Below are 14,511 nucleotides of genomic sequence, written 5' to 3' on the forward strand. Positions count from 1 at the left end.
TTTTTAGTAAGGGTATTAACTTTAATTCAAACCGGGTGCCAAATACCAAAACGCCTTTCCAGTATTCTAAACGCACTTTCAAAGGCCTAATGAATATAAAGTGTGTAAATACTTTCCGGGAATAGTGGTATAATTTTCCCAAAAGTTAAAACTTGACCGGCTAAACTACCTTGCCTGTCATCACATGCCTGGATGACATATCCAGTTATATAAACCTGCTTTGGAGAGGGAACCGGCACCAAACATTGATAATAAAAAAGGTCGAAATACTCTCGCAGTATTTCGACCCTACATCTACCTATGAAAAACAACCCTTTGAGAAGGGTAATAACATTTATTCAAACGAAATGCCAATTAATAAACATGCACCTATATGCCTTAAAAACAGGTTTTTAATATTACTTAAATATTAAACTGTAGATTTTTTCCCCAAACGAGGGTGCTATTTCCACACCCAGGGGAACGATTAAAAAGTCAAACAATTTTTAACATAAATGCTTAATCAGGAAACCATCCCATATAAACTTTGTTAAACCGATTATGGACTATAATGTATATTTACTGGCAACCGATCCTCAAAACCCCTGCAGGGATGTGATCCACTCCAGGGATACACGCCTCAAGGTAAAAGTTTACTGCCTTGATGAAGAACAATTTAGTCCGGATGACAACGAAATTCAGCTTTACGGCTACGCCGACCAGAAGCTTTACGCTTTTGAAACGGTTAGCGTAGCTGCCGAAGACGCGCTGGATTTGGTAGGCGCCATACAATGGTATGCCCACTACATCGAATTTCCGGAAATGGAAATTCTTCCGGAAGACCCACGCCCGCGTGCCCAGTACAGGGATGTGAAGTAAATTATTAAAAAACATCTCATTAAAAATCAACCAGATACAAAAAATGCAAAATATTTTTTGAAGAATAAACATCAAGCCCTATATTTGCAGTCCCAAAAGCAAGGGAGCTTAGCTCAGCTGGTTCAGAGCATCTGCCTTACAAGCAGAGGGTCACTGGTTCGAACCCAGTAGCTCCCACTAAAAGCCTGACAGCAATGTTGGGCTTTTTTATACTTGCACTCTTCGCTAAATACTTCACAAAAGTATTTGCATTATATGGCAAAGTGATTTAACTTCGCCGCTCGGTTTTGCCAAAACGATGGTAAAATTAAAAACAAAGGGAGCTTAGCTCAGCTGGTTCAGAGCATCTGCCTTACAAGCAGAGGGTCACTGGTTCGAACCCAGTAGTTCCCACAATAAAAAAGCCCTGCAAATCGCAGGGCTTTTTTATTTAAAATCAGCCTTTAAAGTCTTTCAAACTCATTATTATCGCAAATCGCTTTGAGTTAATCCCCCTTGAAACTATCCACAAAAGCTTTAACCGCATCTGCCGTGGTTTGAAAGAACGCCGGCCCTGCAAGCAGCGTTATTTGAGTAACAGGCTTAGCGGAACTCAGCGAATGGTTTTTCAAAAAAGACTCGGTTTCATAGGCGCTTATAGCTCCTTTAATAACATTGACAGCAACAACGCCTGTAGGTGAATCAATACCAGCATCCTTTAAATCGCTGGCATGCGAGTAACTGCTTACCCCCAGCCTTAAAGCTTCGCGCATTTCCACACGGCCAACGCTGATCATTAGTTCGGGATTAAAGGACTTTCGGTCGCCAAGGCCTATGATCAGCAGCTTTTCGGCAGGCAAGCTGCCAACTGACGGTGTAATGAGCATTGTTTCCAGGGCCCTGCCTTCAAACCGGCCGCTTTTACGCAATTCGGTGAGTATCCCTTTTAAGGCCTCATCTACATGTACAAGGCCGTTAAGATTACGTGGCAATGCGGGCGGCGAATTAAAAATATCGCCCTCTGTGTATTCAAAAACACAAATTACCTGAAGTGGCGTTTGCTGATTAGAGGGTGATTGAACGGCAGTTGATATTGTTACACCCTCTATTTGGCCAATTGTTGCCGATGTACCGGGAGCGGGTAAAGTTGACGCTTGTGTTTGTGCCCAACCTTTTGTAAAGCCTACTAAGCTGATGATTGCCATTGCAAACATCAGCTTTAACAAGCCCGTATGCGATTTTATAGCTGCTTTCTTGATTATTGTAATATTGTGTTCCATGGATGACGATGTTTAAATTGATATTATTTATCTCTCTTACTAATACATCAAAAGTGGAGGAAATTGAAAAACAAAAAGATGACGTAGATTAAGAAATAAAAAATCATCTTAAAAGCTAAATAAATCTAAACGCGATTCCACCATATCACATATGAGGCACAACCGAAATGTTAAGCATTTTTTGTTCTTTTGCTTTAGCCTATGCAAACGTTAAAACAGTTAAAAAACGGAGAATTAAAAGGAGCAGTATCGCTTAAACTATCAGAAAATCTTTCCCACTTTCCTGTTGAAATTTTTGAACTGGCAGATACACTGGAATATCTTGATCTTTCATTCAATAAACTGAACGCATTACCGTCAGATTTTGGCCGGCTCAAAAAACTGAAGATCTTTTTCTGCTCAGAAAACCAATTCACTGTTTTGCCGGAAGTATTGTCCGATTGTCCGTTGTTGGATATTGTTGGCTTTAAATCAAACCAGATAAAAACCGTACCGCCGGCATCGCTTAATCCTAATCTTCGCTGGCTCATCCTTACCAACAACAGGATTACCGAGCTACCCGCTCATATAGGCAACTGCAGCAGGATGCAGAAACTAATGCTTGCGGGTAACAGACTAACAAAACTGCCGGCTACACTTGCTGACTGCCGTAACCTGGAGTTGCTCCGGATTTCCGCCAATCAGCTAAGTGAATTTCCCGAATGGCTCTTATCTATGCCCAAACTATCGTGGCTGGCGTTTTCGGGCAATCCTTTCAGCTATAAACCAAGCGTAAATTCACTTACGGCAATTGATAGCAGCGAATTGGAAATTAACCAATTGCTCGGCGAAGGCGCATCCGGTGTTATCTCCAAAGCTACCTGGCGGCATGCCGGTGAAACCACCGAGGTAGCGGTTAAAATATTCAAAGGAGCAATTACCAGCGATGGCCTGCCCGAAGATGAGATGAACGCCTGTATTACAGCAGGCAACCATGAAGGATTGGTAGAATTAATAGGCCAAATCGCCAATCATCCCGAAAATAAAAAAGGCCTGGTGATGAAACTCATACCTGGGAGTTTTTACAATCTCGGCCTGCCTCCCAGCCTTGTTAGCTGCACACGTGATGTTTTTAAGCCTGATCTGACTCGGACACCCGAACAGGTACTAAAAATTGCAGGCACCATTGCATCCGTGGCGGAGCATCTGCACCGCAAGGGAATTATGCACAGCGACCTGTATGCACACAATATTTTGATTGATGATGAAGCCAACACACTGTTCAGCGATTTTGGGGCCGCATGTTTTTATGATACAGCCAATACAATAATAGCCGACAAACTTGAACGGCTTGAAGTAAGGGCTTTTGGTTATTTATTAGACGACCTGGCAAGGCTATGCAATGATACAGAACATCCTGATCTTAAAAAGTTATCAGTTTTGAAAGAAAGCTGCCTTAGCGAACAATTAACAAACAGACCCACATTTCAATATTTAAACGCAAAATTTTCCGGATTAAAATAGCCAGCCTATTCATCCGAAACGCTACAGCTAATTTCATTTCCCTGACGACCTGTTTTATTTTGGAAAAACGAGTTACCTGCCCGCAATATTTTTAATTTTTTAGAAAAATTTAAACAAAAAACGATAGTTTTTGATAATCCGTCGATTCATTTAATCTATTCGTCGGTTTTTTTTTGATTTTAATAATTCTTATAGTAGATTTGTAACTATTTCAATACAAGGTTACCACCTTGATTTGTGATAAGGTTTAGGTTTAAAGCCTCCAAGCAGCGAGTGCAAGGAGGCTTTTATTTTTTACCCTTATCCATAACGCATCAACTAAAATTTTAGTATATAAAAAAGTCCTGAGTCGAAAGTATTTAGCACCGATGTTGGTGTTGTCAAAAACATCTTTGTCCATTTGTCTTTTTAATGGAGAACTACGCCACAAGCATGGCGTAAAGACGTTGGTAACAATACCAACATCGGCAAGAGCCAACCAACCGTGAGATCAGCGATTTATGATTAAAATACGGTGGCGGTTCCGGTTGAGCAATGCTGCACTGCCTATCCAACTTTGAACTTAAGACTTACGACCAACAACTCAGTACCTAAGGCTTACTTATTTTCCTTCACCACGTCAATAAGCCAGGTCACCAGGCCGATAAAGCCGGCAATAAATAAACCCGCTCCGGCCCCGCGCGCATAATCATCCCATTTTTCGTTGGGGCCGCTGGGAATGGCCATCCCTGCCGAAAACAGGATTATCCCGATTAATAAAAGATAAACAGAGCGTTTTGCTTTATTTTTCATCGGCGTAAATTAAAAAAATCATTTTTAAATTCTGTATTTTTGCAACCTCTTAAAAACGAGGTGAAATTATAGATGTACAAGGAATATAAGCAGTTAAACTTATCGCAAACCGGCAAAGAGATACTGGACTTCTGGAAACAGAAAAACATTTTCGAAAAAAGCATTACCAGCCGTCCGGCGGGTAGCCCTTATACTTTTTATGAAGGGCCACCGAGCGCTAATGGTATGCCCGGGATTCACCACGTAATGTCGCGCTCAATTAAAGATATTTTTTGCCGCTACAAAACCCTTAAAGGCTACCAGGTAAAACGTAAAGGCGGCTGGGATACCCACGGTTTGCCTATTGAGCTTGCCGTTGAAAAGGCCCTGGGCATCACTAAAGATGATATCGGCAAAAAAATAAGCGTAAAAGATTATAACGATGCCTGCCGTAAGGAGGTAATGCGCTATACCGACGTTTGGAACGACCTGACCGAGAAAATGGGTTACTGGGTCGACCTGAACGATCCGTACATCACTTACAAAAACGAATACATTGAAAGCCTTTGGTGGATCCTTAAACAGCTGCACAATAAAGATCTGCTGTATAAAGGTTACACCGTACAGCCATACTCTCCAAAATCAGGTACCGGCCTTAGCTCACACGAGCTTAACCAGCCGGGCACCTACAAAATGGTGAAGGATACCACCATCACCGCCCAGTTTAAAGTTAAACGCGACAGTGATTCGGAGTTTTTGTTCAACGGAATAGATACCGATATATTTATTCTGGCCTGGACAACTACCCCGTGGACATTGCCTTCAAACTGTGCCCTTGCTGTTGGCGAAGAAATCACTTATGCTAAGATCAGCACCTTCAACCCTTACACTTACCTTCCGGTTTGTGTAGTTTTGGCTAAAGACCTGATTAAGAAATACTTTAAAGCTGAAGGTGAGAACGCTTCGTTCGCTGATTACAAAGGTGGCGATAAGATCATCCCATGGAAAATCGAGGCAGAAGTAAAAGGCAGTCAACTGGTGGGCATCCACTACGAGCAGTTGATGCCTTATGTAACCAACGAGGATCTGGAGAAAAATGCGTTCCGCGTTATTCCTGCCGACTTTGTTACCACGGAAGACGGTACCGGTATAGTACATACCGCATCTGTTTTTGGTGCTGATGACTTCAGAGCATGTAAAGAAAACAATGTTCCATCAGTAATGGTGAAAGACGAAACCGGCAAAGATGTTCCGTTGGTGAACAAACAAGGCCGTTTTGTTGATGAGGTTACCGATTACGCCGGCCGTTACGTTAAGGAAGAATATTATACCGACGCCGAGCGTGCCGAAGAAGGTTTTAAACCAACCGACGTGCTCATCTCTATCAAATTAAAAACCGAGAACCGCGCGTTCGACGTTAAAAAATACGAGCACAGCTACCCGCACTCATGGCGCAGTGACGAGCCGATACTATATTATCCGCTCGATAGCTGGTTTATCCGCACCACAGCGGTGAAGGATAAAATGGTAGAGCTGAACAAAACCATCAACTGGAAACCGGAATCAACCGGTACAGGCCGTTTTGGTAACTGGCTGGAAAATTTGGTGGACTGGAACCTATCGCGTTCACGCTACTGGGGCACCCCGCTGCCTATCTGGCGCGAAGAAAACGGTACAGAAGAGATCTGCATTGGTTCAATTGCCGAGTTAAATGCAGAGATCGCGAAATCGATCAAAGCAGGTTTCATGCCCGAAGGTTTTGTGCTGGAAGACATGCACCGCCCTTATGTTGATGATGTTGTTTTAGTATCATCAACCGGCAATAAAATGCTGCGCGAGCCCGACCTGATCGACGTTTGGTTTGATTCGGGCGCTATGCCTTACGCACAATGGCATTTCCCATTTGAAGGCCAGGAGGAATTTAAGAATGCTTACCCGGCAGATTTCATTGCCGAGGGCGTTGACCAAACCCGCGGCTGGTTCTTCACCTTGCATGCCATAGCGGTAATGCTAAGCGAAGCAAGTGATGAGGTGAAAGCCATCAATGAGCAGGTAGGTAATAAAGGCATCGCCTTTAAAAACGTGGTATCCAATGGTTTGGTGCTGGATAAAAACGGCAACAAAATGTCTAAACGATTAGGCAATGCCGCTGATCCGTTCGAAACCATCGAAAAATATGGCGCTGATGCCGCCCGCTGGTATATGATCAGCAATGCATCGCCTTGGGATAACCTTAAATTTAATGAAGAGGGGATAGATGAAGTTAGGCGTAAGTTTTTTGGCACGCTGTACAATACCTACTCGTTCTTTACATTATATGCCAATATTGATAAGTTCACATACAGTGAACCAGAGATAGAGAACCGCAAACGCCCGGAGATAGACCGTTGGATCATATCCCTGTTAAACACTTTAAGCAAAGAAGTTGACGGTTATTATGCCGATTTTGAGCCAACCAAGGCGGCCCGTGCTATCCAGGAATTTGTTGACGTGCATTTCAGTAACTGGTTTATCCGTTTGAGCCGTCGCCGTTTCTGGAAATCTGATAATACGGAAGATAAACTTTCGGCTTATCAAACTTTATATACCTGTTTAATTTCTATCAGCAAACTGATGTCTCCAATTGCACCATTCTTTGCCGATAGGTTATATTGTGACCTGAACGCTGTTACCCGCAAGGAAGAGTTTGAATCGGTACACCTTGCTTACTTTCCCGAATACAACAGCGCACTGGTTGATGCCGAACTGGAAGAGCGTATGCAACTTGCACAGGATGTTTCGTCATTAACGCTTTCGTTACGTAAAAAGGTGAATATCAACGTACGCCAGCCATTGAGCAAAATTTTATTGCCAATACTGGATAAAAGCTTTAAATTACACGTTGAGCAGGTTAAAGACCTGATTTTGTCTGAAACCAACATTAAGGATATCGAGTATATTATCGATACCGCAGGTTTCATTAAAAAGAAAATAAAGCCAAACTTCAAGGCCTTAGGCCAAAAAGTGGGTAAGGATATGAAAGTTGTAGCCGAAGCCATCACAAATTTCTCCCAGGATGATATAGCCGCTTTAGAAGCCAATGGCAACATCCCGGTTCTTGATGGCAAATACGAAGTATTGGCTACCGACGTAGAGATCATAGCCGAAGATGTACCCGGATGGCAGGTAGCAAATTTGGGAAAACTAACCGTGGCTTTAGATGTTACCATAACCAACGAATTAAAACAGGAAGGTATCTCGCGCGAGTTTATCAACCGTGTGCAGAATATACGTAAGACCAAAGGATTTGAAGTAACTGACAGGATAAACGTGCAGGTAAGCAGCACCCCGGCGATCAGAGAGGCCGTGGAAAACAATCTATCCTACATTTGCGCCGAAATTTTGGCCGACAGCATTACGTTTGTGGATAACCTTACCGGGGGCGAGCCTGTTACAATTGACGAACAAGAAATATTGATTGCTATTAGTAAAGTATAATGAAACAAGAACAAGAAAAAACCAGATATTCTGAAGCTGACCTGCAGGAATTTAAAGGGATTATCCTGGATAAAATGCGCATAGCCCGCGAGGAATTAAACTCATTGGCTACCTCATTGAGTTCGCCTAATGCCAACGGCACCGATGATACTGCCGGTACTTACAAAACATTAGAAGATGGTTCGGCCACGCTTGAAAAAGAGCAGATAAACCAGTTGGCCGCACGTCAGAAAAAATTTATTGAGCAGCTTGAAGCCGCGCTTGTACGTATCGAAAATAAAACTTACGGTGTTTGCCGCGAAACAGGCAAGCTGATCCCGAAAGAGCGTTTACGTGCTGTTCCGCACACAACCCTCTCTATGGAAGCTAAATTAAAGCAATAAATGAAGGCTGCTTATACCAAACCTTTTTTAACTGCTGCCTTCATCATCCTTGCCGACCAGATCATCAAGACCTGGGTACGTGCACACATGCAGCTCCAGGACGAAATTCGCTTCCTGGGAAGCAGGGGAATGCTGCACTACACCGAAAATAACGGTATGGCATTTGGTATGGAATGGGGCGGCGATGCGGGCAAACTGGCCTTAACGCTGTTTCGCATAGTTGCGGTTTGTGGTATAATTTACACTCTTATTTATTTAATTAAACACAAATACCATCGCGGGCTCATCATGAACGTAGCGCTCATTTTAGCCGGCGCCATGGGCAATATTATCGATTCAACCTTTTATGGTATAATGTATAAATATGCGCCCCTATTTCATGGCCGTGTGGTTGATATGTTTTACTTCCCGCTATTGCGTGGCACCTATCCGTCGTGGTTCCCGTTTTGGGCAGGCGAGTCGTTCGAGTTTTTCAGGCCGGTTTTTAATCTGGCCGATGCCTCTATCTGTGTAGGCGTAATTATGATTCTCCTGTACCAGAAGCGCTATTTTAAACACGAAAAACCAGAAATAGCCAGCCCCAACAGCGAAATGGTTGAAGAATAGAATTATTAAATACTTAATATATTAAAGCCGCGATGAGCGGCTTTTTTGCTTTAACCCGATAATCAGAAGTCATGCTGGACTTGTTTCAGCACCCCACTCGCTAAGCACCAGCATGTATCATGTATAATGCAGACTAATTACATGGGGTCCTGAAACAAGTTCGGGATGACGGAAGGTGTTCGTTCCTCAAAAATCCACATAAACCAACCTGCAAACCTGCTTGCTGCTCCTGTTGGCATCGGTAACAATCAATGCCCCCTTCTTAAGCAGGGCTATACCTTCCCAGTTATTTTTAACACCATCAAATGAGCGCACATATCTCCACTGCTTACTTTTACGGGTATCCAGCATTACTATTGCAGCGTAGGGGTTATTGTGCAGATAGTCAGGATCAGCGCTCAACCTACTACCAAGCTCCGGTATTAGTTTACCTATAGCCGCTTCAGGCTTTTTCACCCAATCGTTATTTAGATAGGCATCGTAATCACCGTTCCAGAAATAATTTACACCGTAGATCTTCCCGTCACCGGCTGCCGCAATATCCGTGATCCTGAAATACAGCAATGGCATTGTAATTTGCTGAGGCGCTTTACTAAACGAAGTGTCTATCAAATAGCCGCGGCCACCTTTAGGCATGGCATTAAACTCATAATAAGCCAGCAATTTGTTTTCTTTAGGGAGATAGGTAACACTTTCAAACCCGGCATTGCTGATGTATGGATATCTTCGCAGGGAAATAAAATGCTCCGGGTCAATTATCACTTCACCTTTAACAGTATCTAATTTGCCCTTCAGCACAAAACAGTAAGCGTATTTATCGTCCGTTTCGATAGAAAGGAATACCGTATGATTAGCGATGCTGATAGCTTCAAAGCCTTCATAGTTTGCTTTTACAGAATCGGGGAGCAAGTTCAAATTTTTTACGCTGATGGTTTTAAAGGCTGATAATGCTGTATCCTGTCCATCTATAACCCTGTTGATGCTATCTGCAAGGATGCTATACAGGTTAAATGTGCCATCCAATTTTGTTTCTTTATGATCGCCGTATTGCGGTTCGAGGTAAAGACGGCGGCCATAAATGGTCATACCCGAAAATTCTTCGTTCACACTGTTAATGGCTTTTGGCAGCGGGATGTTTTTATACACATTTTGTGCCCCTGCAGCCATTGCCGAAAGAACGGTTATAACCAGCATAAATAACAGCCTTCTCTTTTTCATATCACCCGGATAATGTTGATTAAAAGTAGATAATAAAGTCGAAAAAAATTTAAACCTTGCTCCCGTTTGTAAACGAGTGCTTAATATAGTTTGCGGCCGCATTGCCATTAGCGTTACAAACACACCCAGGATACACACCCGTTTGCAAACCAGCGCGAGTTAGCATTTATAAATGTAACCCCTACGCCAATCAATAAAACCCACTTTAACACGTTATAAATTACCACAAGCAACTAAATAGTGTATATTGGGACTTAACAGGGCCGGATTTAACAATTATTACCAAACATTGTGAGTGTTAAACAGATATATCTGCCGCGATATATAACGATTTAACACTTTTTAACATTTATGCATGGATTTTAGTTGGCGAAAAATTGAGCGGGTGTTTAAGTTTGCCTACCGAAACGAAAAAATTAATGGAAGAACAAAATAGTTACACAGGAAATGTTTCATCAGCAGCTCCGGCAGCTCCAACATCGTATTCAACCGATATCAGGGCGCTGAATGAAATGATACAAAGGGAAAGCGCGTTTATCGACCTGCTGCTTATGGAGATGGATAAAGTGATAGTTGGTCAGCGTTATATGGTTGAGCGCTTGCTCATCGGTTTACTGGCTAATGGGCACATTCTATTGGAAGGTGTACCGGGACTGGCGAAAACACTTGCCATCAATACACTGTCGAGAGCCATCCAGGCCGATTTCAGCAGGATCCAGTTTACACCTGATCTACTCCCTGCCGACGTATTGGGTACCATGATTTACAACCAAAAGAAAGAAGAGTTCATTGTGCGCAAAGGCCCTATCTTCTCAAACTTTGTTTTGGCCGATGAGATTAACCGTGCACCGGCCAAAGTGCAAAGTGCGCTGCTTGAGGCCATGCAGGAACGTCAGGTAACTATTGGCGATACCACTTACAAACTGCCCGATCCGTTCCTGGTATTGGCAACCCAAAACCCTATTGAGCAGGAAGGTACCTATCCCCTGCCCGAAGCACAGGTTGACCGTTTTATGTTAAAAGTGGTGATCAAATATCCTAACAAAGAGGATGAGAAAAAGATCATGCGCGCCAATATCTCGCCTTCAGGCATGAATAAGCCAAACGCCATCATCAAGCCAGATGAGATCATCAAAGCCCGCAAAATTGTGCGCGAGGTTTATATGGACGAAAAGATAGAGCAATACATCATCGACATTGTTTTTGCAACCCGTTTCCCCGATCAGTTTAAGCTTGCCAAATACAAAACGCTGATCACCTTTGGTGCATCGCCAAGGGCAAGCATCAGTTTGGCACTGGCAGCAAAAGCATACGCCTTTATTAAACGCCGCGGTTATGTGATCCCTGAAGATGTACGTGCAGTTTGTCATGATGTATTAAGGCACCGTGTTGGCTTAAGCTATGAGGCCGAGGCCGAAAACATCACCAGTGAGGATATCATTACCGGCATCCTAAACGTGGTTGAGGTACCGTAAGCCCCACCCAAACCCTCCCCGGAAGGGAGGGCTTTAGAAGCAAGGTATTATTAATTAACTAAAACATTCAAAAGTCTCCCCTACCGGGGGAGATTTAGAGGGGGCCTATGGACACCAAGGATCTGCTAAAAAAGGTAAGGAAGATAGAGATCAAAACCCGTGGCTTAAGTAACCACTTATTTTCGGGCGAGTATCACTCGGCTTTCAAGGGGCGTGGTATGGCCTTTAGCGAGGTGCGCGAATACCAGATCGGCGACGAAATCCGTACCATCGACTGGAACGTTACCGCCCGTTTTAACCATCCGTATGTAAAAGTGTTTGATGAGGAGCGCGAGCTTACCGTTATGGTGCTGATGGATGTGAGTGGTTCTGAAAACTTCGGCACGCAAAATCAGCAAAAGCAGGATCTGGCAACCGAACTCTGCGCGGTACTGGCATTTTCGGCCATACAGAACAATGACAAGGTGGGCGTGATCTTTTTCAGCGATAAGATCGAGAAGTTTATTCCGCCAAAAAAAGGCCGTAGCCATATCCTGATGATCATCCGCGAACTGATTGCTTTTCAGCCCGAAAACAAAGGCACTAACGTGGCCGAAGCATTGAAATACTTCACAAGCGTTATCAAAAAGAAATGCACGGCCTTTGTGATCTCTGACTTTATTACCCCCGAATTTGAAAACGAGCTTAAGATCGCCAATAAAAAGCACGATATCATCGCTTTAAAGCTCTACGACAAACACGAGGAAGAGTTCCCTAACCTGGGACTGATCCCGGTTAAGGACGAAGAAAGCGGGCACATCATGTGGGTAAATACCGGCGACAAAGCTGTTCGCGACGCTTTTAAATGGGATGCAGTGAAACGCAACGCCGCCCTGCAGGATGCTTTTCGTCGCTCGGGGGTTGATTATACTACCATTGGCACACATGAATCATACGTTAAACCATTAATGACATTATTTAAAAAGCGGGAAGGCCGGCGGTAAAATATATGAACAGGTACATGAAATACACCCTGGCTATGTTGGTATTGCTTGCAGGCTTTTACCAAACAGGCAGGGCGCAAAACTTTGGGGCTAAAGCTACACTGGATAAAAAATCGATCCTGATAGGCGAACAAACACAGCTCAACTTAAGTATTCGTTTTCACGCTAAGGACAGTATAGGATTTCCTAAACTGGCCGACAGCATCGGCAAGATCCGGATTGTAAACTTTAAGGCAGATACTGCTTTTGACAAGGGCGATCAATCCATCGAAACCATCAACAGGCATTATACCATTACCGCTTTCGACAGCGGTACTTATATCATCCCGTCATACGTGTTTAAATCGCCGGTAGGCGATTTACTAACGGACACATTGAATCTTGATGTCAGAACAGTGGCCGTTGATACAACTAAAGCTTTCTATGACATTAAACAGCCGCTGGCTGTTAAATACACTTTTTGGGACTGGCTGCGTGATAACTGGAAGCTGGTTACAGGTATATTGCTTGGCTTGATCGTTATTGGCGCCGTGGTTTATTATCTGTTAAAACGGCCTAAAAAAGAAGTGATCGTTGAAGAAGTTAAGCCCGATATCCCGTTGCATATCCAGGCCCTTCAAAAACTCGAAGAAATCAAAAACAAGCAGCTTTGGCAGCATGACCAGGTTAAACAATATTATATTGAACTGAGCGACGTGGTGCGCGAGTACCTTGAAAAACGGTACAACATCCAAGCTCTGGAGCAAACATCCGAAGAGATCTTTGCCAGCTTAAGGCACATGGACATAGCCAGCGAAGACAGGAACCTGTTAAGGCAATTGCTCATACTTGCCGATATGGTAAAGTTTGCCAAAGAGAAACCCGCGGCCAATGAAAATGAAAAGAGCATGGAAAACGCCGTTACTTTTATTAAAGATACGCAACCCCGTGCCAGACCAACCGATGTAAATGTGAAGGGAGATGAGGCAAAATGATTTGGTTTAAAGGAATAGAATTTGCTCATCCGGGCTTTTTCTGGCTGTTCATCAGCATTCCGCTTATGGTGGGCTGGTACATCTGGAAACAAAAGCAACTGCAGGGTAACCTGGCCATGCCTACCGTAAGGGGCTTCGCCATGATCACCAAAAGCATGCTGCCCCGTTTCAGGCATTTAAACATCATATTGCGTTCGTTAGCTATGGCTGCGCTAATTGTTGCGCTCGCAAGACCGCAATCGTCGTTAAGCTGGCAAGATACCACTACCGAAGGTATTGATATCGTTATTGCATCAGATATCTCGGGCAGTATGCTTGCCGAAGATTTTAAGCCCAACAGGCTTGAGGCCGGCAAAAACATCGCCATCGATTTTATCCAGAACCGCCCTAATGACAGGATTGGCCTGGTAGTTTTCAGTGGTGAAAGTTTTACACAATGTCCGCTCACCATCGATCACTCGGTATTGGTAAACCTTTATGCCGACATCAAAAACGGGATGATTGAAGATGGTACCGCCATCGGGATGGGCTTGGCTACGGCTGTAAACCGTTTAAAAGATAGTGAGGCCAAAAGTAAAGTAGTGATCCTGCTTACCGATGGTTCAAACAACTCGGGCTCTATCCCCCCGGTTACCGCTGCCGAAATTGCCAAACAATTTGGTGTTAGGGTTTATACAGTAGGCATCGGCACTAACGGCTTTGCACCTTACCCGGTTCAAACTCCAATGGGCATCCAATATCAGCGCATGAAGGTTGATATTGATGAGGGTACATTGAGCAAGATCGCCACAATTACCGGCGGTAAATACTTCAGGGCAACCAACAATAATGCTTTGAAGGATATTTACGAGCAGATTGACAAATTGGAAAAGGCCAAGATTGATGTTACCCAATACCGCAAAAAAACAGAACGTTTTTTGCCTTTCGCCATTATTGCGCTGGCGCTTTTATCGTTAGAATTTTTAACAAGAAACACCCTGCTTAAGGGAGCTATAACATAACAG

At 43.6% G+C, this 14,511-nt stretch carries 12 protein-coding genes and 2 tRNA genes; 11 read left to right on the plus strand and 3 right to left on the minus strand.

The window, feature by feature from the left end; all coding sequences use genetic code 11:
- Nucleotides 1-540 precede the first annotated feature (540 nt).
- The 3 genes from DIU38_RS24955 (at nucleotide 541) to DIU38_RS24965 (ending at nucleotide 1,251) form a co-directional block, all read left to right on the plus strand.
- On the plus strand, nucleotides 541-858 hold the full coding sequence (locus tag DIU38_RS24955; protein ID WP_090535036.1) for a hypothetical protein: 318 nt from the start codon (nucleotides 541-543) through the stop codon (nucleotides 856-858).
- 102 nt (nucleotides 859-960) lie between these two features.
- A tRNA-Val gene (locus DIU38_RS24960) sits at nucleotides 961-1,035 on the plus strand.
- A gap of 141 nt (nucleotides 1,036-1,176) precedes the next feature.
- A tRNA-Val gene (locus tag DIU38_RS24965) sits at nucleotides 1,177-1,251 on the plus strand.
- A gap of 92 nt (nucleotides 1,252-1,343) precedes the next feature.
- Here DIU38_RS24965 and DIU38_RS24970 read toward each other — a convergent pair.
- A complete protein-coding gene (locus tag DIU38_RS24970) occupies nucleotides 1,344-2,117 on the minus strand; it encodes a M17 family peptidase N-terminal domain-containing protein (RefSeq protein ID WP_243770667.1) in 774 nt (257 codons plus the stop codon).
- Between the two features lie 201 nt (nucleotides 2,118-2,318).
- On the opposite strand from DIU38_RS24970, the gene DIU38_RS24975 reads away from it, so the two are divergent.
- Nucleotides 2,319-3,620, plus strand: a complete 1,302-nt coding sequence (locus tag DIU38_RS24975) for a leucine-rich repeat-containing protein kinase family protein (protein ID WP_112656323.1) — start codon at nucleotides 2,319-2,321, stop codon at nucleotides 3,618-3,620.
- Between the two features lie 597 nt (nucleotides 3,621-4,217).
- Here the strand turns inward: DIU38_RS24975 and DIU38_RS24980 are convergent.
- Nucleotides 4,218-4,412: a hypothetical protein gene (locus DIU38_RS24980; protein WP_091173572.1), complete on the minus strand. Its 195-nt coding sequence runs from the start codon at nucleotides 4,410-4,412 to the stop codon at nucleotides 4,218-4,220.
- A gap of 72 nt (nucleotides 4,413-4,484) precedes the next feature.
- Between DIU38_RS24980 and ileS the strand changes: the two genes are divergently transcribed.
- Genes ileS through DIU38_RS24995 form a run of 3 tightly spaced genes read left to right on the plus strand, consistent with a single transcriptional unit; the run spans nucleotide 4,485 to nucleotide 8,857 of the window.
- Nucleotides 4,485-7,868 (plus strand): isoleucine--tRNA ligase, encoded by a 3,384-nt coding sequence (gene ileS, locus DIU38_RS24985; RefSeq protein WP_112656319.1) that lies wholly within the window; start codon nucleotides 4,485-4,487, stop codon nucleotides 7,866-7,868.
- Nucleotides 7,868-8,251: a TraR/DksA family transcriptional regulator gene (locus DIU38_RS24990; protein WP_090533802.1), complete on the plus strand. Its 384-nt coding sequence runs from the start codon at nucleotides 7,868-7,870 to the stop codon at nucleotides 8,249-8,251. Before ileS ends, DIU38_RS24990 begins: the two co-directional genes overlap by 1 nt.
- Nucleotides 8,252-8,857 (plus strand): lipoprotein signal peptidase, encoded by a 606-nt coding sequence (locus tag DIU38_RS24995; RefSeq protein WP_112656317.1) that lies wholly within the window; start codon nucleotides 8,252-8,254, stop codon nucleotides 8,855-8,857. It begins immediately after the preceding gene.
- A gap of 186 nt (nucleotides 8,858-9,043) precedes the next feature.
- Here the strand turns inward: DIU38_RS24995 and DIU38_RS25000 are convergent, their stop codons facing one another.
- Nucleotides 9,044-10,075 (minus strand): hypothetical protein, encoded by a 1,032-nt coding sequence (locus DIU38_RS25000; RefSeq protein WP_112656315.1) that lies wholly within the window; start codon nucleotides 10,073-10,075, stop codon nucleotides 9,044-9,046.
- 419 nt (nucleotides 10,076-10,494) lie between these two features.
- Here DIU38_RS25000 and DIU38_RS25005 point away from each other — a divergent pair, with 419 nt between their 5' ends.
- The 4 genes from DIU38_RS25005 to DIU38_RS25020 all read left to right on the plus strand — a co-directional run bounded on the left by DIU38_RS25005 (nucleotide 10,495) and on the right by DIU38_RS25020 (nucleotide 14,508).
- A complete protein-coding gene (locus DIU38_RS25005; protein WP_090533796.1) occupies nucleotides 10,495-11,550 on the plus strand; it encodes an AAA family ATPase in 1,056 nt (351 codons plus the stop codon).
- 107 nt (nucleotides 11,551-11,657) lie between these two features.
- Entirely contained in the window at nucleotides 11,658-12,533 is an 876-nt protein-coding gene (locus tag DIU38_RS25010) for a DUF58 domain-containing protein (protein ID WP_112656313.1), read from the plus strand.
- 17 nt (nucleotides 12,534-12,550) lie between these two features.
- The gene (locus DIU38_RS25015) at nucleotides 12,551-13,507 is read left to right on the plus strand and encodes a BatD family protein (protein ID WP_244311236.1); all 957 of its coding nucleotides are present in this window, start codon (nucleotides 12,551-12,553) and stop codon (nucleotides 13,505-13,507) included.
- Nucleotides 13,504-14,508, plus strand: a complete 1,005-nt coding sequence (locus tag DIU38_RS25020; protein WP_208057728.1) for a vWA domain-containing protein — start codon at nucleotides 13,504-13,506, stop codon at nucleotides 14,506-14,508. The genes DIU38_RS25015 and DIU38_RS25020 overlap by 4 nt, the downstream gene beginning before the upstream one ends.
- Nucleotides 14,509-14,511: the final 3 nt, after the last annotated feature.

Origin of the sequence: Mucilaginibacter metallidurans (genome assembly GCF_003286435.2) — a bacterium.
In the GTDB taxonomy this organism is placed as follows: Bacteria; Bacteroidota; Bacteroidia; order Sphingobacteriales; family Sphingobacteriaceae; genus Mucilaginibacter; species Mucilaginibacter gossypii.